This is a genomic window from Streptomyces sp. NPDC016851 (assembly GCF_055562795.1).
The window spans coordinates 98806-119094 of sequence record NZ_JBVHEP010000001.1 but is presented as its reverse complement, the minus strand read 5'-3'; the positions used below and the strand labels follow the sequence as shown (position 1 = coordinate 119094).

General features: G+C 72.8%; 18 protein-coding genes. 5 read left to right on the top strand and 13 right to left on the bottom strand.

The window, feature by feature from the left end; genetic code table 11:
* Positions 1 to 85 precede the first annotated feature (85 nt).
* The 3 genes from ACZ3I3_RS00525 to pdhA are packed head-to-tail and all read right to left on the bottom strand — an operon-like array spanning position 86 to position 3614.
* Positions 86 to 1471, bottom strand: coding sequence for a dihydrolipoamide acetyltransferase family protein (locus ACZ3I3_RS00525; protein WP_467361364.1), 1386 nt, complete (start codon positions 1469 to 1471; stop codon positions 86 to 88).
* Positions 1471 to 2475: an alpha-ketoacid dehydrogenase subunit beta gene (locus ACZ3I3_RS00520; RefSeq protein ID WP_399413724.1), complete on the bottom strand. Its 1005-nt coding sequence runs from the start codon at positions 2473 to 2475 to the stop codon at positions 1471 to 1473. The genes ACZ3I3_RS00525 and ACZ3I3_RS00520 overlap by 1 nt, the downstream gene beginning before the upstream one ends.
* Positions 2472 to 3614: a pyruvate dehydrogenase (acetyl-transferring) E1 component subunit alpha gene (pdhA, locus tag ACZ3I3_RS00515; protein WP_467361363.1), complete on the bottom strand. Its 1143-nt coding sequence runs from the start codon at positions 3612 to 3614 to the stop codon at positions 2472 to 2474. Before pdhA ends, ACZ3I3_RS00520 begins: the two co-directional genes overlap by 4 nt.
* A 192-nt stretch (positions 3615 to 3806) precedes the next feature.
* On the opposite strand from pdhA, the gene ACZ3I3_RS00510 reads away from it, so the two are divergent.
* Positions 3807 to 4292: an Lrp/AsnC family transcriptional regulator gene (locus ACZ3I3_RS00510; RefSeq protein ID WP_467361960.1), complete on the top strand. Its 486-nt coding sequence runs from the start codon at positions 3807 to 3809 to the stop codon at positions 4290 to 4292.
* Positions 4293 to 4294: 2 nt separating this feature from the next.
* Here ACZ3I3_RS00510 and ACZ3I3_RS00505 read toward each other — a convergent pair whose 3' ends face one another.
* The gene (locus ACZ3I3_RS00505; RefSeq protein WP_467361361.1) at positions 4295 to 4885 is read right to left on the bottom strand and encodes a TetR/AcrR family transcriptional regulator; all 591 of its coding nucleotides are present in this window, start codon (positions 4883 to 4885) and stop codon (positions 4295 to 4297) included.
* Entirely contained in the window at positions 4882 to 6399 is a 1518-nt protein-coding gene (locus ACZ3I3_RS00500) for a 3-hydroxyacyl-CoA dehydrogenase (protein ID WP_467361359.1), read from the bottom strand. Before ACZ3I3_RS00500 ends, ACZ3I3_RS00505 begins: the two co-directional genes overlap by 4 nt.
* A gap of 160 nt (positions 6400 to 6559) precedes the next feature.
* Between ACZ3I3_RS00500 and paaN the strand changes: the two genes are divergently transcribed.
* Entirely contained in the window at positions 6560 to 8251 is a 1692-nt protein-coding gene (gene paaN / locus ACZ3I3_RS00495) for a phenylacetic acid degradation protein PaaN (RefSeq protein ID WP_467361357.1), read from the top strand.
* Between the two features lie 173 nt (positions 8252 to 8424).
* On the opposite strand, the gene ACZ3I3_RS00490 is transcribed toward paaN, so the two are convergent.
* From ACZ3I3_RS00490 to ACZ3I3_RS00480, 3 genes are read right to left on the bottom strand one after another with little or no spacing between them, the layout of a single operon-like run.
* Positions 8425 to 9240: a TrmH family RNA methyltransferase gene (locus tag ACZ3I3_RS00490; RefSeq protein WP_467361355.1), complete on the bottom strand. Its 816-nt coding sequence runs from the start codon at positions 9238 to 9240 to the stop codon at positions 8425 to 8427.
* Entirely contained in the window at positions 9237 to 10448 is a 1212-nt protein-coding gene (locus tag ACZ3I3_RS00485; protein ID WP_467361353.1) for an HTTM domain-containing protein, read from the bottom strand. Before ACZ3I3_RS00485 ends, ACZ3I3_RS00490 begins: the two co-directional genes overlap by 4 nt.
* Complete coding sequence (locus ACZ3I3_RS00480; RefSeq protein ID WP_467361351.1) at positions 10445 to 11344, bottom strand: DUF5819 family protein; 900 nt, start codon at positions 11342 to 11344, stop codon at positions 10445 to 10447. Before ACZ3I3_RS00480 ends, ACZ3I3_RS00485 begins: the two co-directional genes overlap by 4 nt.
* 431 nt (positions 11345 to 11775) lie before the next feature.
* Here ACZ3I3_RS00480 and ACZ3I3_RS00475 point away from each other — a divergent pair, with 431 nt between their 5' ends.
* Complete coding sequence (locus ACZ3I3_RS00475) at positions 11776 to 12909, top strand: acyl-CoA dehydrogenase family protein (RefSeq protein ID WP_467361349.1); 1134 nt, start codon at positions 11776 to 11778, stop codon at positions 12907 to 12909.
* Between the two features lie 43 nt (positions 12910 to 12952).
* On the opposite strand, the gene ACZ3I3_RS00470 is transcribed toward ACZ3I3_RS00475, so the two are convergent.
* The 4 genes from ACZ3I3_RS00470 to ACZ3I3_RS00455 all read right to left on the bottom strand — a co-directional run bounded on the left by ACZ3I3_RS00470 (position 12953) and on the right by ACZ3I3_RS00455 (position 16687).
* On the bottom strand, positions 12953 to 13282 hold the full coding sequence (locus tag ACZ3I3_RS00470; protein ID WP_356927289.1) for a rhodanese-like domain-containing protein: 330 nt from the start codon (positions 13280 to 13282) through the stop codon (positions 12953 to 12955).
* Between the two features lie 113 nt (positions 13283 to 13395).
* On the bottom strand, positions 13396 to 14307 hold the full coding sequence (locus tag ACZ3I3_RS00465) for a hypothetical protein (protein ID WP_467361348.1): 912 nt from the start codon (positions 14305 to 14307) through the stop codon (positions 13396 to 13398).
* Between the two features lie 71 nt (positions 14308 to 14378).
* Positions 14379 to 15812 carry a DUF2252 domain-containing protein gene (locus ACZ3I3_RS00460; protein ID WP_467361347.1) on the bottom strand — a complete coding sequence of 478 codons (1434 nt, stop codon included), beginning with the start codon at positions 15810 to 15812 and terminating at the stop codon, positions 14379 to 14381.
* Positions 15813 to 15979: 167 nt separating this feature from the next.
* Entirely contained in the window at positions 15980 to 16687 is a 708-nt protein-coding gene (locus ACZ3I3_RS00455) for a ScbR family autoregulator-binding transcription factor (protein ID WP_467361346.1), read from the bottom strand.
* Between the two features lie 189 nt (positions 16688 to 16876).
* On the opposite strand from ACZ3I3_RS00455, the gene ACZ3I3_RS00450 reads away from it, so the two are divergent.
* Together ACZ3I3_RS00450 and ACZ3I3_RS00445 are read left to right on the top strand one after the other, a co-directional pair.
* Positions 16877 to 17953 (top strand): ScbA/BarX family gamma-butyrolactone biosynthesis protein, encoded by a 1077-nt coding sequence (locus ACZ3I3_RS00450; protein WP_467361345.1) that lies wholly within the window; start codon positions 16877 to 16879, stop codon positions 17951 to 17953.
* On the top strand, positions 17950 to 18885 hold the full coding sequence (locus tag ACZ3I3_RS00445; protein ID WP_467361343.1) for an NAD-dependent epimerase/dehydratase family protein: 936 nt from the start codon (positions 17950 to 17952) through the stop codon (positions 18883 to 18885). The genes ACZ3I3_RS00450 and ACZ3I3_RS00445 overlap by 4 nt, the downstream gene beginning before the upstream one ends.
* Here ACZ3I3_RS00445 and ACZ3I3_RS00440 read toward each other — a convergent pair.
* Entirely contained in the window at positions 18830 to 20176 is a 1347-nt protein-coding gene (locus ACZ3I3_RS00440) for a cytochrome P450 family protein (RefSeq protein WP_467361341.1), read from the bottom strand. The genes ACZ3I3_RS00445 and ACZ3I3_RS00440 overlap by 56 nt on opposite strands.
* Positions 20177 to 20289: the final 113 nt, after the last annotated feature.

Here is a 20289-nt window from a genome sequence, read left to right as displayed (position 1 = left end):
GCGGAACAGGAATCACAGCATCCGTCCTTCCGGACCGGACCGGAGACCACAGCGTCCGTCCTTCCGGACCGGACCGGACCGGAGATCACAGCGTCCGCAGCAGTACCGCCGGCTGTTCCACGCAGTCCGCCACGTAACGCAGGAAGCCGCCCGCCGTGCCGCCGTCGCACACCCGGTGGTCGAAGGTGAGCGAGAGCTGGACGACCTGCCGCACCGCCAGCTCGCCCTCGTGCACCCACGGCTTGGGCACGATGCGGCCGACGCCGAGCATGGCCGCCTCGGGGTGGTTGATGATCGGTGTGGAGCCGTCGACGCCGAAGACGCCGTAGTTGTTCAACGTGAAGGTCCCGCCGGTGAGTTCCGCGGGCGTCAGCGTCCCGGTCCGGCCCGCCTCGGTCAGCCGGGCGAACTCCGCGGTCAGCGACTCGGCGTCGCGCGCGTGCGCGTCCCGGACGACCGGGACGACCAGGCCCCGGTCGGTCTGCGCGGCGAAGCCCAGGTGCACGTGCTCGAACCGGACGACCTCCCTGGCCTCCGCGTCCACCGTGGAGTTGAGCTCGGGGAAGCGGGCGAGGGCCGCCGTGCAGATCCGGGCCAGCAGGGCCAGGAGAGAGATCTTGGGACCACTGGCCGCGTTCATGGCCGTGCGCGCCCGCATGAGCTCCGTGGCGTCGGCGTCCACCCAGCAGGTGGCGTCCGGGATCTCGCGGCGGCTGCGCGTGAGCTTGTCGGCGACGGCGCCCCGGATGCCCTTGAGCGGCGTGCGGATCTCGCCGTGGGCCGCTGCCGCGGTGGGCTGCGGCGCGGGGGCCGTGCCCGTCGCCTGCGGCACGGCGGCGTGCGGCTCCGGCGCGCCCGCTCGGGCAGCGGCACGCAAGGCGTACTCGACATCTGCCCGCAGGATCAGCCCGTCGGGGCCGGACCCGGTCAGCTCCCGCAGGTCGAGGCCGTTCTGCCGGGCCAGGCGGCGGACCAGGGGCGAGATCACGGGGACGGGACCGTCCTCGGTCCCGGGGACACCCGCCTGCCCGTTCACCGCCGCCGGGCCGCCGCCCTGCTCGGTCGTCACCGCCCGGGAGCCCGCCGCGGACGCACCGGACACCGGCCTCTGCTGCCGCACCCTGCGGCGCCGCGCGGGCGCCTCGGACGTGCCGTATCCGACCAGTACGTTCCCGGAAGCCTCGGCGTCGGCGGACTTCGCGTCCCCGGCACCGGACGCCGGCCGCTCCCCCACCGCCACCGTGATCAGCGGCGCCCCGACGGGCAGTTCCGTGCCCTCCTCGCCGAAGCGCGCAGTGACCACACCGCCGTAGGGGCAGGGCACCTCGACCATCGCCTTGGCCGTCTCGACCTCGACGACCGGCTGGTCGACGGCGACCACGTCGCCGACCTCGACCAGCCAGCGCACGATCTCCGCCTCGGTGAGCCCCTCGCCCAGGTCGGGCAGCTTGAACTCGAGCACCTGTGCCATCAGCTCTCGGCCTCCCACTGAAGACGCCCCACGGCGTCCAGGATCCGGTCCACACCGGGCAGGTGGTGGCGCTCCAGCATCGGCGGCGGATACGGGACGTCGAACCCGGCCACGCGCAGCACCGGCGCCTCCAGGTGGTGGAAGCAGCGCTCCGTGACCCGCGCCGCGATCTCCCCGCCCGGGCCGCCGAAGGAGCCCGACTCGTGGACGACGACCGCGCGTCCCGTCCGCCGCACCGAGGCGCACACCGTCTCGTCGTCGAACGGCACCAGGGAGCGCAGATCGACGACTTCGAGATCCCAGCCCTCGGCCCGGGCCGCCTCAGCCGCCTCCATGCAGACGGGGACGGACGGCCCGTACGTGATGAGCGTGGCGCTCCGCCCCGAGCGCCGCACCACCGCGCGGCCAATCGGTTCCACGGGCGCCGGCTCCTCGGGGTTCCAGGAGTCCTTCGACCAGTACAGCCGCTTGGGCTCCAGGAAGACGACCGGGTCGTCGGAGGCGATCGCGGCGCGCAGCAGCCCGTAGGCGTCGGCGACGGTGGCCGGCGTGACGACATGGAGCCCCGGAGTCGCCATGTAGTACGCCTCGGAGGAGTCGCTGTGGTGCTCGACGCCGCCGATGCCGCCGCCGTAGGGAACGCGGATGGTGATCGGCAGGGGCATCCTGCCGCGGGTGCGGTTGCGCATGCGGGACACGTGCGAGATGAGCTGTTCGAACGCCGGGTAGGCGAACGCGTCGAACTGCATCTCCACGACCGGGCGCAGGCCGTACATCGCCATGCCGACGGCCGTGCCGAGGATGCCCGCCTCGGCCAGCGGGGTGTCCGTGCAGCGGTCCTCGCCGAACTCCTTGGCGAGTCCGTCGGTGACGCGGAAGACGCCGCCGAGGGTGCCGACGTCCTCGCCCATGACGTGCACGGCGGGGTCGGCGGCCATGGCGTCGCGCAGCGCGCGCGTGAGGGCCTGCGCCATGGTGGCCGGCTTGACGGCGACGGTGGTCATCGGTGCGTCCCCTCCGACTCGCTCCCGGCCTCCAGCTCGGCCCGCAACTGGTCCTGCTGCTCGCGCAGTTGGGGGGTGGGCTCGGCGTAGACGTGGGCGAACAGGTCCATGGGGTCGAGCGCCGGGTCCTGGTTCATGTGTGCGCGCAGGTCGGCGGCCATCGCCTCGGCGGCGTCCCGTGCGGCCTGCTTTGCGGCCTCGTCGAGCAGGCCGCGCGCGGTCAGCTCCCGCTCCAGCAGCTGGATCGGGTCGTGCTCGCGCCAGGTCTCCACCTCGGCGTCGCCGCGGTAGCGGGTCGCGTCGTCGGCGTTGGTGTGGGCGTCCACCCGGTAGGTGATGGCCTCCACGAGGGTGGGGCCGCCGCCCGCGCGCGCGTGGCGCACGGCGTCGCTCAGCACCTCGTGCACGGCGGCGGCGTCGTTGCCGTCGACCAGGCGGCCGGGCATGCCGTAGCCGACGGCCTTGTGGGCCAGCGACGGGGCCGCGGTCTGCTTGGCGAGCGGGACGGAGATCGCGAAGCCGTTGTTCTGGACGAGGAAGACCACCGGGGCCTGCCAGACGGCGGCGAAGTTGAGCGCCTCATGGAAGTCGCCCTCGCTGGTGCCGCCGTCGCCGACCATGGCCAGCGCGACGACGTCGTCGCCCTTGAGGCGGGCGGCGTGCGCGAGGCCCACGGCGTGCGGCAGCTGGGTGGCGAGCGGGGTGGACAGGGGCGCGACCCGGTGTTCGTAGGGGTCGTAGCCGGTGTGCCAGTCGCCGCGCAGCAGCGTGAGCGCCTCGACGGGGTCCACACCGCGGGCCACGACGGCGAGCGTGTCGCGGTAGCTGGGGAAGAGCCAGTCCCGCTCCTCCAGCACGAGCGCGGCGGCGATCTCGCAGGCCTCCTGGCCGGTGGTGGAGGGGTAGACGGCGAGGCGGCCCTGCTTGGTGAGCGCGGTGGCCTGGGCGTTGTAGCGGCGACCGCGGACCAGCTGCGCGTACAGCGTGCGCAGCAGCTCGGGGTCGGCCTTCGCGGCCGCCTCGGTGCCGAGGACGCGGTACGGCTCGGCGTCGGGCAGCAGCGGCGCGGGGTCCGTGCGGGGCTGCCAGGCGGGCGGCGGGGTCGGCCGGTACGCGCCCCGCTGCTCCATGACCGTCATGACGGCACCTCCTCGTGGGGAGCGGCTTCGTGCAGGCGCGTCGGCTGTGATGCGCCTCACCTACCGATTGTTCGGTCGTCGGCACAATTTGGCTACGGGTGGCCTCAGGCTGTGGACAAACGGTTCTCCACAGCCTGAGATGGACGCAGTACGTCCATGCGAGGGAGGCGGGCGCAGGTGGCATCTGAACAAATGGCCGAGAGCCAGGACGACAGCAGCCTGCCGCCACCGCCGCGTCCGCTCGACGCCATCGACCAGGACATCCTGCGCATGCTCCAGGCGGACGGCCGCGCCTCGATACGGTCGGTCGCCGAGCGGGTCCACGTCTCGCGCGCCAACGCCTACGCCCGCATCAACCGGCTCGTCGAGGACGGTGTCATCCGCGGCTTCGGCGCCCGCGTCAACCACGAACGGGCAGGTCAGGGAACATCCGCCTACATCACCCTGAAGATCGTGCAGAACTCCTGGCGCACGGTGCGCGAGGAGCTCAGACAACTGCCCGGCGCCTCGCACATCGCCCTGGTGGGCGGTGATTTCGACGTGCTGCTGCTGGTGCACGTGTCCGACAACCGGGCGCTGCGCGAGCTGGTGCTGACCCGGCTCCAGGCGATCGAGCAGGTGCTCAGCACGCGCACGCTGCTGGTGTTCGAGGAGGAGGACCTGGAGCCGCAGGGCTGAGCTCAGGCGCTCTTGCGGAGCCCGCCGAACGCCAGCCGCACCACCGCGTCGGCCACCTCGCGCTCGTTCATGCCGCGCCCGCCCGGCTTGTACCACTCGACGATCGAGTTGATCATGCCGAAGACCAGCCGGGTCACCAGCCGGACCTCTATGTCGCCGCGCACGTCCCCGTCCGCGGCGGCGGCCTTGAGCAGGTCGGCGACCCGGTGGTCGAATTCGCGGCGGCGGTCCAGGGCCCACCGCTCGGTGTCCGTGTTGCCGCGCACGCGCAGCAGGAGGGTCACATAGGGCAGTTCGGCTATGAGGACCTCGACCATGCGCCGCACGACGTACTCCAGGCGCTCGGCGGCGCGCCCCACGCGCGCGTGCTCCTCGTCGAGGATCCCGAAGAGGCCGTCCAGGGCCCGGCTCACGGCACGGCGCAGCAGCTCCTCCTTGCCGGCGACGTGGTGGTAGATCGACGACTTGGAGATGCCGGCCGCCTTGGAGAGGTGCTCCATGGAGGTGCCGTCGTAGCCGCGCTCGTTGAACACCCGGACGGCGACGGACAGCAGCGTGTCCGGGGTGTAGGTGTCGCGCTTGGCGGTGGTCATGAGGCGGTGCCCTCCCGCTTGTCGGAGGCGTGGGCGTGGCGGTACAGCGCGAGGGACGGCGCGTAGCGCCCCGAGGGGTCGCGCAGGTGCAGGTCGTCCAGGAGGGCGTAGGCCCAGGAGCGGCCGAGCCTGCGGCTCCACTCGAAGGGGCCCAGGGGGTAGTTGACGCCGAGGCGCATCGCGGTGTCGACGTCCTCCTCGGTGGCCACGCCCTTGGCGACGGCGTCGTGCGCCAGGTCGATGATCCGCGCGACCGTCCGGGCGACGATCATGCCGGGCACGTCACCGATGACGGTGACCTTCTTGCCGAGCGCCTGGAACAGGCCGATGGCCTCGGCGAGGGTCTGCGGGGACGTGTCCTGGGAGGCGGACAGGGCGATCCGGGTGGCCTTGCGGTAGTCCAGGGCGAGGTCGAAGTAGACGACGTCCCGGAACTCCACGGAGGTCTGTCCGTCGGCGAGGGCGAGCTGGCCGCCGCTCGGCAGCACCAAGCGGGTGCCGTTGTCGTCCTCCTCGTCGCGGACCGGGATGCCCGCCTCACGGATCAGCGCGAGCAGGTCACCGGCCGGGCCCAGGTCGCCCTCGGCGACGACGTACGCGGGCGGCTGCCGCTTCTCCGCCGTGTCGGGTTCCGGGCGCTCGGCGCCGTCCCGGTGGTCGTACCAGCCGTGGCCGGTCTTGCGGCCCAGTCGGCCGGACTCGACCAGGCGGCGCTGGGCGAGGGACGGCGTGAAGCGCACGTCCTGGAAGAAGGACTCCCAGACCGACCGCGTGACGGCCTCGTTGACGTCCTGGCCGATCAGGTCGGTCAGCTCGAACGCGCCCATCCGGAAGCCGCCCGACTCGCGCAGCACGGCGTCGATGGTGGCCGGGTCGGCGCCCTGCGCCTCGTACACCGCGAAGGCCTCGGCGTAGAAGGGCCGGGCGATGCGGTTGACGATGAAGCCGGGGGTGTCCGCGCAGGCGACCGGCGTCTTGCCCCAGGCGCGGGCGGTCTCGTACGCGCGCGTGGCGTACGTGACGTCCGTGGCGAACCCGGAGACGACCTCGACCAGCGGCAGCAGCGGGGCGGGGTTGAAGAAGTGCAGGCCGACGAAGCGGCCGGGGACGCGCAGGGCGCCGCCGATGGCGGTGACGGACAGGGACGAGGTGTTGGTGGCGAGCAGGCAGTCGTCGTCGACGATGCCCTCAAGCCCGCGGAACAGGTCCTGCTTGACGTCCAGCCGCTCCAGGACCGCCTCGACGACCAGGGCGCAGTCCGCCAGCTCGGAGAGGTCTTCGGCGGGCAGCAGCCGGGCGCGGGCGGCGTCCCGGTCGGCGCCGGTGAGCCGGTCCTTCGCGACGAGCCGGTCCAGTCGGGCGCCGATCGCGTCGGCGGCCTCCCGTGCGCGCCCGGGGATGGTGTCGTACAGCCGTACGGGATGGCCCGCGACCAGCGCGACCTGGGCGATTCCCTGGCCCATGGTGCCGGTGCCGACGACGGCCACGGGGCTGCTGAGGTCGAGTGCTGTCATGTGCGCGATCCTCCCGCACGGGGTTTTCCACAGATGCGGCGGACCCCCTTGAACCGACCGATCGTTCGGTTACTCTAGCTCTGTCCGAGTGTTCCTGCCCAGGTTTCTGCCCAGGTCATGAACTCGACGAGGAGTTCTTGAGACGAGGAGTTGGTCACCCATGACCGCCGCACTCTCGGCGCACGAGCTGATCGCCCGGCACCGGTCCACCCTCGACCAGGCGCTGGAAGCGATCCGCACGCGCGCGTACTGGTCCCCGCACCCCGAGCACCCCAAGGCCTACGGGGAGAACGGCAGCCTGGACGCGGCCGCGGGCAAGGCCGCCTTCGACGCCCTGCTCGGCACCCGCCTCGACCTCGGCCAGCCGGGCACGGACGACTGGGTGGGCGGCGAGACGTCCCCGTACGGCATCGACCTGGGCGTGACGTACCCGCACGCGGACCTCGACGTGCTGCTGCCCGCCATGAAGGCCGGGCAGCGGGCCTGGCGGGACGCGGGCGCCGAGCAGCGCGCGGTGGTCTGCCTGGAGATCCTCAAGCGCATCAGCGACCGGACGCACGAGTTCGCGCACGCGGTCATGCACACCTCCGGCCAGGCGTTCATGATGGCGTTCCAGGCGGGCGGGCCGCACGCGCAGGACCGCGGCCTGGAGGCGGTGGCCTACGCGTACGTGGAGCAGGTGCGCACGCCCGACAACGCCGAGTGGACCAAGCCGCAGGGCAAGCGCGACCCGCTGGCCATGACCAAGCAGTTCACGCCGGTCCCGCGCGGAATCGGCCTGGTGATCGGCTGCAACACCTTCCCGACGTGGAACGGCTACCCGGGCCTGTTCGCCTCCCTCGCCACCGGCAACGCGGTCCTGGTCAAGCCCCACCCGCGCGCGGTGCTGCCCCTCGCGCTCACCGTGCAGGTCGCCCGCGAGGTGCTCGCCGAGGCCGGCTTCGACCCGAACCTGATCGCGCTGGCCGCCGAGCGCCCCGACGAGGGCATCGCCAAGACGCTCGCGCTGCGCCCCGAGATCCGGATCATCGACTACACGGGCTCGACCTCCTTCGGCGACTGGCTGGAGGCCAACGCCCGCCAGGCGCAGGTCTACACGGAGAAGGCCGGCGTCAACACGGTCGTCGTCCACTCCACGTCCGACTACAAGGGCATGCTCTCCAACCTGGCGTTCTCGCTGTCCCTCTACAGCGGCCAGATGTGCACGACCCCGCAGAACCTGCTCGTCCCGCGCGAGGGCATCTCCACGGACCAGGGCCCGAAGACGTACGACGAGGTGGTCGCGGATCTCGCGAAGTCGGTGGACGGGCTGCTGGGCGACGATGCCCGGGCCAACGCGCTGCTGGGCGCGATCGTCAACCCGGACGTGAAGGCCCGGCTGGAGGCCGCGGCGGGGCTGGGCGAGGTCGCCCTGGCCTCCCGGGAGATCAGCAACCCGGACTTCCCGGGCGCGGTCGTCCGTACGCCGGTGATCGTGAAGCTGGACGGGGCCAAGCCGGACGCGGAGGCCGCGTACATGAGCGAGTGCTTCGGGCCGGTCTCCTTCGCCGTGGCGGTCGACTCGGCGGCGGACGCGGCGGAGTTGCTGCGGCGGACCGTCCGGGAGAAGGGCGCGATGACCGTCGGGGCGTACACGACCGACCCGGAGGTCGAGCAGGACGTGCGGGAGGTGTGCCTGGAGGAGGCGGCGCAGTTGTCGCTGAATCTCACGGGTGGGGTGTACGTGAACCAGACGGCCGCGTTCTCCGACTTCCACGGGTCGGGTGGAAACCCGGCGGCGAGTGCGGCGCTGTGTGACGGGGCGTTCGTCGCCAACCGGTTCAGGGTCGTCGAGGTGCGGCGGGAGGCCTAGGGCGTGTCCGCAAAGTCCCGTCGTCCGCCCGGAGGGCGGGCCCTGCGGCGTCCGGTGCGTGCTCTCGGCGTGCCGGGCGGACGCCCGCGTACTGGTTGTACGCGGGTGTTCGACCGGTGCGGCGAGAGTGCGTGCCGGGCGTCGCAGGGCAGGCGGGACTTTGCGGACACGCCCTAGGAGCTCGGGAGGTGCGGTGATGGCGCGGCTGCCGGTGCGTTGTGGTTCGTCGCGCAGTTCCCCGCGCCCCTGAGATCCACACCGCAGCTCCAGTGGTACAGGGTCATCGCCACACTGGTCGCGAGGTTGTAGCTGGAGACCTGAGGACGCATCGGCAGGGACAGCAGGTGGTCGGCCCGGGCGCGCAGTTCCGGTGACAGGCCCGTGCGTTCGGAGCCGAAGGCGAGGACGGCGTCGTCCGGGAGCTTCATGGCCCGGATGTCGTCGCCCTCCGGGTCCAGCGCGAACAGCGGGCCGGGCGGCAGGTCGGACACCTCCAGCCGTTCCACCGCCGTCGCGAAGTGCAGCCCGGCCCCGCCGCGTACGACCGTGGGGTGCCAGGGGTCGACCGTCCCCGTCGTCACCACGCCCGTCGCCCCGAAGCCGGCGGCCAGGCGGATCACCGCGCCCGCGTTGCCCAGGTTGCGCGGGTTGTCGAGGACGACGACGGGGGCCGTGCGGGGCGTGCACGCCAGCTTCCGGAGGTTGGACTCGCGGGAGGGCCGTACGGCCAGGGCGGCCACTGCGGTGGGGTGCGGGCGCGGGACGAACGACGCGTAGGTCTCATGCGGCACCTCCGTCAGCAGCCCGGCCAGCGCGTCCCGTACGTCCGGGGCCAGCTCGTCGGCGAGGGCGAGCGTGGCCGCCCGGTCGGCGGTGACCGCGACCGGCACCTCGGCGCCGAACCGCACGGCGTGCTTGAGGGCGTGGAAGCCGTCGAGCAGGACAGTGCTGCCGGCGAGCCGGCGCCAGAGGGTGACGGGGTCGGTCATGTCCCGAAGCCTACGTGCGTGGCCTCGGGGCGATCGTGCGTGTGCTGCTCGGGGGGCTGGGCGGGCCCGCCGCGCCGCAGCAGCCGGTCACGCGCGCGTGCCGCCCGGCCGCCCAGGCGGCGCAGGAAGGATGTCGGCAGGAACACCGCGTCCGCCGCGATCATCGCCAGCGAGAAGAACGGCAGTCCGAGCACGACGGCGATCACGGCGTGCTCGGTGATCATGAGCGCCAGCAGGACGTTCTTCACCCGCCGGTTGAACAGTGTGAACGGGAAGGCGACCTGCACGAGGACCGTCCCGTAGGTCACGAGCATCACCATCGTGCCGCTGGCGGTCAGCAGGCCGGCGAGCCCGGGCCAGGGCGAGAAGTACTCCAGGTGGAGCGGGTAGTAGACGGCGGTGCCGTCCTGCCAGCGGGAGCCCTGGATCTTGTACCAGCCGGCCGTCGCGTAGATCAGGCACGCCTCGGCCATGATCACGAACAGGGCGCCGTTGTGCACGACGTTCGCGACGACATCGAGCATGATCCGCGGCTCACCGGCCTTGGCTCGGCGCCCGGTCAGCCACCACAGCGCCTGCGCCGCCCACACGGTCCACAGCAGCGCCGGTATCAGCAGCTCGCCCTCCATCCGGCCGGACAGGGTCGCCCCGATCAGCAGGAACCCGAGCACACCCCACAGGGCAGGCCCGGTCCGGTCCGTGACCCGCTCGCCCCGCGTGTGTGCCGCCCGGGCGCGCGCGGCCCGTCGGGCGTCCAGCGACCACACCTGGGCGCAGCGCGTGAACACCAGATAGACCGACATCAGGTGCAGCACGTTGTCGCCGCCGTCGCCCATGAAGACGCTGCGGTTCTGGAGCGACAGCACGCCGACCATGAACAGCACCGACATCGTGCGGGTGCGCCAGCCCAGCATCAGCAGGGCACTGGCGAGGACGGCGAGCAGGTAGACGGTCTCGAACCAGATCCCGCCGTCCGACCACATGAGAGCGGTGAAGGCCTTGTTGGTCCCGATCAGCTGCTCGGCGAGACCCCAGCTCCAGGGCCCGTCGGGGCCGTAGAGCTCGTGGCGGTGGGGGAACTCGCGCAGCAGGAAGAGCAGCCAGGTCGCGCTGAAGCCGATGCGGATCACGGCGGTCTGGTACGGGCCGAGGGCGGCCTCGGTGACCCGGGCGATACCGCGCGAGACGGCCAGGGAGAAGCGGTTCACCGCACCCCACCCCCGGCCTCGTCCGCCGGCACCGGCCACCACGGCAGCTCCCGGTAGGCCGGCGTCGTGGACACCTTCTCCCGGCTCCACTTCGGCGGGGGCACGTTGCTGGTGCGGGAGCGGACCTGGACGCGTTCGATGACGCCACCGCCCCCGGTGGCGGCCCGCACGGCGTCGTCGCGGTCCAGGCGCAGCACCACGATCCGGCGCAGATACGACTCGGAGAGCGAGCCGCGCAGCCCCACCGGGCGGTTCTCGCCGTCGTGTGTCGCGAGGAAGAAGTCCCAGGCCCGGCGCAGCTCGTTCTGCTGGGTGTGGCTGGGCAGCAGGTTGCCGTCGATGGCCCGGCCGTCCTCCGCGGACAGGTCGTACCAGCCCGTGGTGAGGGTCCCGCCCTCCCCGTCCCGGACCTCGGCGCGGACCTGGATCGAGATGTTCTGCTGGAGCGGGTTCGGCGCGAAGAGCTTCCAGTTCTGCTCGAACTCCGGGTAGATCCAGTCGTCCACGGCCTTGCCGTGCTCCCGGGTGACGGTGTTCGGCGGCGCGACGTGCAGGAACGTCATCCCGAGGTGCGCACAGGCCCCGACCGCGACGACCGCGAGTGCCAGGACGACACCGATCTGGTAGCGGAGGGAGAGCGCGGCGATACCCGCACGGGGTCCGGCGGGCGGGTAGGGCTCGGCGGGCAGGTGCGGCTCGGCGGGCGGGTGCGGCTCGGCGGGCGGGTGCGGGTCAGCAAACCCGACGGACGGGGTGGACGCACCGGAAGCGGCCGGCGTGCCCGAAGCCGCAGGCGCGCCCGACTCGGCGGGAACACCGGGCGCGGTCGGCCCGTCCGGCCCCTCCGCCCCGTCCGGCCCGTGCCGGGCGTTCGAGCCTCCGTCGTACGCGTCCATTCAGCCCCGTCCACGATCCCGGTCCGTCGTTGTCGCCCGCCCGGTCACGAGGGCGTCGCACCGCCCGCGCCCCGCTGCGCGACGTCGGCACGGGCACCGTACTCAGGCCGCCCACCCGGGCACAGCCTCTTGCGCCGGTTCCGGCCGTGGCCGTCACCACACCACGGAACGCGACCCGAAGCCGGCCCGAAGCCGGCCGGGGGTCGACCGGAAGCCGACCGTACGGCGCCCGCGTCGACCGACGAGCGGTGATCCCTCTGGTCCACAGGGGTCCCCCGCAGGTTATCCACAGGACGCCCGGCCAGGTCACCCGCAGGAGTGACACCCTACGGCTCCCTCCCGCACACCCATTCCCTTCTTCTAGAACCTGTTCTACCTTGCGCTCCGTCAGCTCCAGTCAGCTCGAGGGACCGGCCGGAAGGACAGGCACCGTGGACTTCACCTTCACCGAGGAGCAGCAGGCGGCGGCCGAGGCGGCGAAGGGCGTGTTCGCCGGGGTCGCGCCGGACACCGTGCCCAGCCCCGCCCTCACCCCGGGCGCCGTCGCCGACACCTTCGACCGCGCCCTGTGGGCCAGGCTCGCCGACGCCGATCTGCTGAGCCTGCTGCTGGACGCGCGCCACGGCGGGGCCGGCCTGGAAGCGATCGCCCTGTGCCTGGTGCTGCGGGAGTCGGCGCGCGTCCTGGCCAGGGTGCCGCTGCTGGAGAACAGCGCGGCAGCCGCCGTCGTCCAGGCCTACGGCAGCGAGGAGGTCAAGGCCGCCCTGCCGGCCCGGGCGGGCAGGGGCGAGCTCGTGCTGACCGTCGCCGCGCACGGCCGCACCGGCCACGACCCGGCCGAGCTCGCCGTCACCGCACGGCGGGACGGCCAGGCGTGGGTGCTGGACGGAGTGCAGACGGCGGTGCCGTGGGCGTACGACGCGGACGTCACGGTCGTCCCCGCGCACACGGACACGGGCCGGGCCGTGCTCGCCCTGGTGCCTCGTGACCAGGAGGGGGCCGTCCTCGCCGAGCAGTTCTCGACGAGCGGTGAGCGGCTCGGTGAGCTGCGGCTGGAGTCGGCGCGGCTCGCTGCCCGGGACGTGATCGACGCCGACGGGGCATGGGAGTGGCTGCGGGATCTGCTGGCCACGGGAACGTGCGCCCTGGCGCTCGGGCTCGGGGAGCGCGTGCTGCGGATGACCGCGCAGTACACGAGCGAAAGGGAGCAGTTCGGCTTCCCGATCGCGACCTTCCAGGCGGTCGCCGTGCAGGCCGCCGACCGCTACATCGACCTGCGTGCGATGGAGGCCACGCTCTGGCAGGCCGCGTGGCGGATCAGCTCGGGAGCGCCGGGCGCGCTGCCCGCCGCCGGGGACGTGGCCGTCGCCAAGATCTGGGCGGCGGAGGGTGTCCGCCGGGTCGTGCAGACCGCTCAGCACCTGCACGGCGGGTTCGGCGCCGACGTCGACTACCCGCTGCACCGCTACCACGCCTGGGCCAAGCACCTGGAGCTGTCGCTCGGCCCGGCGGCGGCGCACGAGGAGGCCCTGGGGGACCTGCTGGCGGCGCACCCCCTGGCCTGACCGTCCTGACCGCGCAGGGTTCCCTCAGACGGCTGGGCGGGGCCTAGAGGACGAACCCGGGCTGCCCGTCGTCCGTCACGACGGGACGGCCCGCCGCCTCCCACACCTGCATGCCGCCGTCGACGTTCACGGCGTCGACGCCCTGCTGGGCCAGGTACATCGTGACCTGGGCGGAACGCCCGCCGGAGCGGCAGATGACATGGACCCGGCCGTCCTGCGGGGCGGCCTCGGTCAGCTCGCCGTAGCGGGCGACGAACTCGCTGATGGGGATGTGCAGCGCCCCTTCGGCGTGACCGGCCTTCCACTCGTCGTCCTCCCGGACGTCCAGCAGGAAGTCGCCGTCCTTGAGGTCCGCGACCTCGACCGTGGGCACACCAGCTCCAAAACTCATGCCTCCGACGCTACCCGAACCGGCGCCCGGCCCGACCGCGGTGCGGCCCGACCACGGTGCGGCCCGACGGCGGTGCGGCCCGGCCGGAGCGCGGCTCAGCCCTCGGCGAGCAGCGTCGCCAGCTCCCGCTCCCGCTCGGTGACCTGGGTGCGCAGCTGCTGCCCGATCTCGTCCAGGAGGCCGTCCGGGTCGTCCGGGGCCAACTGGAGCATGTGGCCTATGGCGCTCTCCTCCAGCTCCTTGGCGAGCAGGGCGAGCAGCTCCTTGCGCTGGGCGAGCCATTCGAGGCGGGCGTAGAGCTCCTCGGCACGGCTCGGGCCCCGCTTCAGCTCGGGCCCCTTGGCCCACTCCTCGGCGAGCTCGCGCAGCTCCGCCTCGTCGCCCCGGGCGTAGGCGGCGTTCACCCGGGTGATGAACTCCTCGCGCCGCTCGCGTTCCTTCTCCTCCTGCGCCAGGTCCGGGTGGGCCTTGCGGGCCAGCTCGCGGTAGAGCTTGCGGGCCTCCTCGCTGGGGCGGACCCGCTGCGGGGGCCGGACCGCCTGGTCCGTGAGCATCGCCACGGCCTCCGGGAAGAGGCCGCTGTCGTCCATCCAGCCGTTCAGCAGCTCCTCGACGCCGGGGATGGGCGCGAGCCGGGCCCGGGCCTCCTCCGCCCGGCGCCGGTCCTCCGCGTCGCCGCTGCGGGCGGCTCTGGCCTCGAGGATCCGGGCGTCCAGTTCCTCCAGCCGGGCGTACAGCGGGCCGAGCTTCTGTTCGTGCAGCCGGGAGAAGTTCTCGATCTCGACGCGGAAGGTCTCCACCGCGATCTCGTACTCGATCAGCGCCTGCTCGGCGGCCCGCACGGCACGCTCCAGCCGCGCTTCGGGCCGCGCCGCCTCGCCTTCGCTTTGCGCCGCGCCGTCCTCGGGGCGAGGCTCGCCGCCCTCGGCACGCGCGGCATCACCTTCGGGCGTCACCCGTTGCTCACCGGCGCCGCCACCACCCTGCTCAGCTTCCGGGGTCGTCACCCGACCAGCGTAGGCCACGGCCCGACCGCTCCCGCGCTGCGGACCGTCACCCGCCCGAGGCTCCTCACGGGTCACACCCCCATCTCCGCGGCGACCTTCCCCGCCCGCACCGCCGCCACCAGGTCGGCGTGGTCCGCCTCCGTACGGTCCGCATAGGCGACGGCGAACGCGGCGATCGCCTCGTCCAGCTCCTCGCTCTTGCCGCAGTAGCCGGCGATGAGGCGGGGGTCGGCGCTGTGGGCGTGGGCGCGGGCCAGGAGGGCGCCGGTCATCCGGCCGTAGTCGTCTATCTGGTCGGCGGCCAGGGCGGCCGGATCGACGCTGCCCTTGCGGTTGCGGAACTGGCGGACCTGGAAGGGGCGCCCGTCGACCGTCGTCCAGCCCAGCAGGATGTCGCTGACGACCTGCATCCGCTTCTGCCCCAACACGACCCGCCGGCCCTCGTGGCCTGCCGCCGGCGCGTCGAAACCGGCTGTCACCAGATGCGGCACCAGCGCCGACGCCCGCGCCTCCTTCACCTGGAGCACCAGCGGCTCGCCCCGGTGGTCCAGGAGCAGCACCACGTAGGACCGGGCGCCGACACTGCCGGTGCCGACGACGCGGAACGCCACGTCGTGCACCGCGTGCCGGGCGAGGAGCGGCAGGCGGTCCTCCGGCAGGGTGCCGACGTACTCCTCCAGGGACGCCGCGACCGCCGCGGCCTCCTGGTCCGGGACGCGCCGCAGCACCGGCGGGGCGTCGACGAAGCGGCGCCCGCCGTCCTGGGTGGCCTCCGTCGACTTGGCCGCGAAGCGGCCGCTGGTGTTGTGGCGGGCCTTCTCGGAGACCCGCTCCAGCGTGCCGATCAGGCCATGGGCGTCCGTGTGGGAGACGAGTTCCTCGTCCGCGATGGCGTTCCACGCGTCCAGCACCGGGAGCCTGGCCAGCAGGCGCATGGTGCGGCGGTAGGCGCCCACCGCGTCACAGGCCGCCTTGCGGCACCTGTCCTCGTCCGCTCCGGCCTCCCGGCCCGCGAGCACCAGGGACGCCGCGAGGCGCTTCACGTCCCACTCCCAGGGGCCGGGCACCGTCTCGTCGAAGTCGTTCAGATCGATGACCAGGCCGCCGCGCGCGTCGCCGTACAGGCCGAAGTTGGCCGCGTGGGCGTCGCCGCAGATCTGGGCCCGGATCCGGGTCATGGGGGTGCGCGCCAGGTCGTGCGCCATGAGGCCCGCTGCGCCGCGCAGGAACGCGAACGGGGTGGCGGCCATGCGGCCGACCCGGATCGGCGTCAGCTCGGGGAGCCGGCCTCGGTTCGACTCCTCGACCGCGCTCACCGCGTCGGGCCGGGACGGGTCCGGATCGAGCGTGGCGTGCGCGCTGCGCGGGATCCCCCGGCGCAGGGCCTTGCCCTCGTCCTTGGGCGAGCCCTCGACGGGCCACTCGGCGAAACCGCGCACCCGCGGCAGCCGACGGGCCGCCCCCTGCGCCGCTCCGCCTTCGGCTCCGGAACCGTCCCTGGTCACACCGACCGCCTCCCCCGCACGCGCACGAACATCAACTCGTGCGACCGTACAGCCGACGGCCGAAACGCGTCAGACCCTGTGGACAACTCCACAGCTGTGAACAACCCGTGCGGAGCAGACCGGCCCCCAGGGCGTAGCCGCAAAGTCCCGCCTGCCCGCGACGCGCGCTAGGCCCCCGTCGAGACCTGCGTCGGCACAGCCTGCTCCTGCATCTGCACCTGTACGCGCCCCTGCACGGGCACCTCCACCCGCCCCTGTGCCAGCACCCGCTCGGCCCGCTCCGTCGAGATGTCGAGCCGGGCCAGGACCGCGGGGACGGCGATACTCGGCAGGAAGTGTTCGAACATCACGACGATGCGGCGCTCCAGATCCTGCCGCTGGCAGCGCAGCTGCGACAGCAGCTGCACCCCCGAGAAGCTGCCAACCAGCAGCTCCGCCGTCTCCGCCACGTCGACATGCGGCAGCAGTTCGCCCTGCGCCTTCGCCTCGGCCAGCATCTGTACGTTCTGGTCGATCCACATCCGGAAGGCCGGAGTGCGGTCGAGGTCCATCGCCCCTTGGTCGAGGGCGAGCCCCACACTGGCGCGAACCAGCGGTTCGGACCGCAGGCGGCGGGCCAGCACCAGACCGGAGTCGACGAGTTCCTGGAGCTTGCTGGACTGCGGCGGGAGCGCGATCGCGAGCTGCTCCTCGAACACCCCCAGCGCGAGCTCCTCCTTGGAACCGAAGTGGAAGTACAGCGCGCCCTTGGTGACGCCCGCCCGGTCCAGGATCTCCCCGATGGTGGCCGAGGTGTAGCCGCGTTCGTCGAAGACGGCCGCGGCCGCTTCGAGGATGGTCCGCCGGGTGCGGATCGCGCGCTCCTGTCGCGCCATCGGGTGCCTCCAGATCTCCGTCGATTCCAGTGAAATCGCTGTGCAGCGGGGGCGCGAGAGCCAGTCCCGGCGGTGTGGCCCACCCTTTGAAAAAAACCGGCTCGTCCGTATCTTAGTCAATCGCCGATCTCAGCCAGGCAGCCGATCCTGGGGGTTCTCATGCCGCAGTCAGAACCTTTAAGCGCACCCGTGGACGATCAGACCGGACAGGAGGGCCGTCCGGCAAACAGAACCACCGCGGCCGTCGAGAACGCGCCACATGCCGCAGTCACCGACCGCACAGAACCCCCCGACGCCCCTGGAGTCCCCGAGACCGTCGCGGTCACCAAGGAACTCGCCCACCGCACCACCGAAGCAGACGTCTTCCCCGCCCGGTGGCACCGAATCTCCGAAACCCGCTTCCGTTTCACCGCTCACTGGCCGGCCGACCATGTCTTCTTCGGCCCTGTGGACGACCGCCACCAGGACCCGATGGTCGTGGGCGAAACGTTGCGGCAGGCCTCGATGGTGCTCGCGCACGCCGAGTTCGGCGCCCCCGCCGACACCCACTTCGTCATGTGGGACCTGACGGTGGACACCGACCCGTCCGCGCTCCTGCTGGCGGACGCGGCCGAACCGGTCGACGTCGACGTCGTCTGCTCCGAGATACGCCGTCGCGGTCGCGGTCTGAGCAGCATGCGGACCACGATGGAGTTCCGCCGCGCGGGACGCTTCGTCGCCCGCGGCACCGGCAGCACCGGCTGCACCTCACCGCTCGCCTACCGCCGTCTGCGGGCGAAGCAGTTGGCCGAACTGGGCACCCCGGTGCCGCTGCTGCCGGGCATATCTCCGGCGCTCGCCGGCCGCTCCCGCGCCGAGGACGTCGTCCTCGCCCCCGCCGACCGCCCCGGCGTCTGGCAGCTGCGCGTGGACACCGGCCACCCGGTGCTCTTCCCGCGGCCCAACGACCACGTGCCCGGCATGGTCCTGTTCGAGGCGGCCCGCCAGGCGGCGACCGCCGCGTCCGGCCGGCGGCCCTTCCTGCCCCGCTCGATGACGGCGGCCTTCTCCCGGTACGCCGAACTGCACACCCCGTGCTGGATCGAGACGGAAGTGCTCGACGAGAACCCGCGGGACCCGGGGGATCCGGGAGATCCGGGAGATCCGGGGGATCCGCGGGGTCCGGGGGAGACGACCGTACGGGTCTCGGGGCGGCAGGACGGCGAGTCCGTCTTCACCGCCACGCTGACCTGCGCACAGCCGGTCCGGGTACGGTCCCTGTCGTGACGGTCGACCTTCTCATCACGGGCGCGAGCGGCTTCGTCGGCAGCAGGGTCGCCGCCGTCGCGCACCAGCAACCCGGCGTCCGCGTACGGCACTTGTCACGCCGTACGCCACCGGGAGCCGGCCCCGGCGAGTTCGTCCGGGGCGACCTCGGCGACCCGCTCTCCCTGCGCGGCGTCTGCGCCGGCGCCGACGTCCTGGTGCACTGCGCCGCGCGGATCGGCGGCGACGCCGCGTCCGTCGAGGCCGTCAACGACCTGGGCACGCGCGCCCTGGTCGAGGAGGCCGTGCGCGCCGGGGTGCGCCGGATCGTGTACGTGAGCACGGCCGCCGTGTACGGCCGGGGCCCCTTCCGCGGTGTCCGCCCCGGGGAGGTGCCGATCGCGCCCGCGTCGGCCACCAGCCGCACCCGGGCCGCCGCCGAACGGCACGTCCTCGACGCGGGCGGCCTGGTGCTGCGCCCGCACCTCGTGTACGGCGAGGGCGACCAGTGGGTCGTCCCCGGAGTGGCGTGGCTGCTGGGCGAGTTGTCGGCGACGGCCCTCACCGGCTGCGAGGCGCTCCTGTCGATGGTCGACGTCGACACCCTGGGGCGTGCGGCGGTGGCCGCGGCCCTGTCCCCGGCGCACGACGGTGGTGTGCACCACGTCAACCATCCCGAGCCGGTGAGCGTCCCGGACCTGGTCGGGGCCGTGCGGACCGTGCTGGACGAGCCCGGCGGCGGTGCGGCGGTGGACGTCGCCACCGCCCTGGACCGGGCCGCCGGGAAGCCGCTCGCCCTCCATCACCTCGGCATGCTCACGGTCGACCACTGGTTCGTGGACGACGCCTTCTGGAAGGACCTCGACTGCTCGCCCGGCGAGGGGTTCGCGGCCGGATTCACGCGCGCGGCACCCTGGTACCGCTCGTTTCTCCAAGGCCGGAAAGCTTCCTGATCGCCTCCGCCTCCTCGGGGCGCGGGCCCGGGTCCGGTGCGGCGCTCCCGGACCGGCCGTGCAGCAGCACGGGCAGTTCCTGGTGCCCCGTGGAGATGATGGACCGCAGCCGCCGCGGAGGCCGGGACGGATCGGCCAGGGCCAGCCGCGGGAACCGGTCGAACAGGGACGTCAGGGCCACCGTCGCCTCGGCCATGGCCAGGGGCCGGCCCAGGCAGTGGTGCACGCCGTGGCCGAAGGAGACGTGGTCGCGGCTGGTGGACCGGGTGACGTCGAATCGATCGGCGTCCGGGCCGTGCCGCTCGGGGTCGTGTCCGGCACCGGCGAACGAGACCACGACCGGATCGCCCTTCGGAATCGTCAGCCCCGGCTCGATCTCGATGTCCTCGACGGCGTAGCGCAGCCCCGACATGGCGCCGGGCGCCTCGAAACGCAGCGACTCCTCGATGGCGTCCTCCCAGGTCGCCTGCCCCGAGCGGACGAGTGCGAGCTGGTCGGGGTGGGCGAGCAGGCTGTGCACCGTGTTGTCGATGAGGTTGACGGTCGTCTCGAAGCCCGCGGTGAGCAGCAGGATCAGGTTGTCCATCAACTCCTGTTCGCTGAGGCTGCCGTCGTCGTGCGCGGCCATGAGGGCCGTCGTCAGGTCGTCGGCCGGGTGCTCGCGCTTGTGCCGGAGGAACGCGGTCAGCGTGCCGTACAGCTCGACTCCGTTGGCCTGGGCGTCCTCCAGGGTGATCGCCGTGTCGAAGAAGCGGTTGATGATGCGGTAGAGCGACGCCCGCGGACCGTCCTCACCCGGCGGTACGCCGAAGAGTTCGCACACCACCTCGTGCGGTATCGGCGCCGCGAACGCCGCCCGCAGGTCGACGACTTCGCCCTCGGGGATCCGCTCCAGGCCGTCCAGCGCCCGGTCGACGATCTCCTGGACGCGCGGCAGCAGCGCGTCGACGCGGCGCTTGGTGAAGGCGGCGGCCATGGGTTTGCGCAGCCGGCTGTGGTCGCTGCCGTAGGCCGTGACCATGTTGCGCACCGACACCCAGATCGCGAGCGGCCAGGTGCGGGAGATGTCCCCGTTGATCCAGGCCGGCCAGTGCTGGAAGGCGTCCTTGCTCGTCTCGGGGCCGGCCAGGAGCCGCTTGTTCAGCTCCAGGCCGTTGATCCACCACGCCCGTACGCCGCCGGGGAGTTCCACCTCCACGGCCGGTCCCCGGGCCCGGATCCGGGATATCTCGCCGTACAGGTCCTGGCCGGACGGGTCGATCGCCAGGAAGGGGCAGGCCTGCTGTGCCATGACTCATCGCTCCTCGGTCCAGAGGCTGGGGAACCATCGTGCGATCCACGTGACGAAAAAACTTGGCAACCGGTTTGTTTTGGCCACCACTTCACCCACTGTCGGCCGGGGGA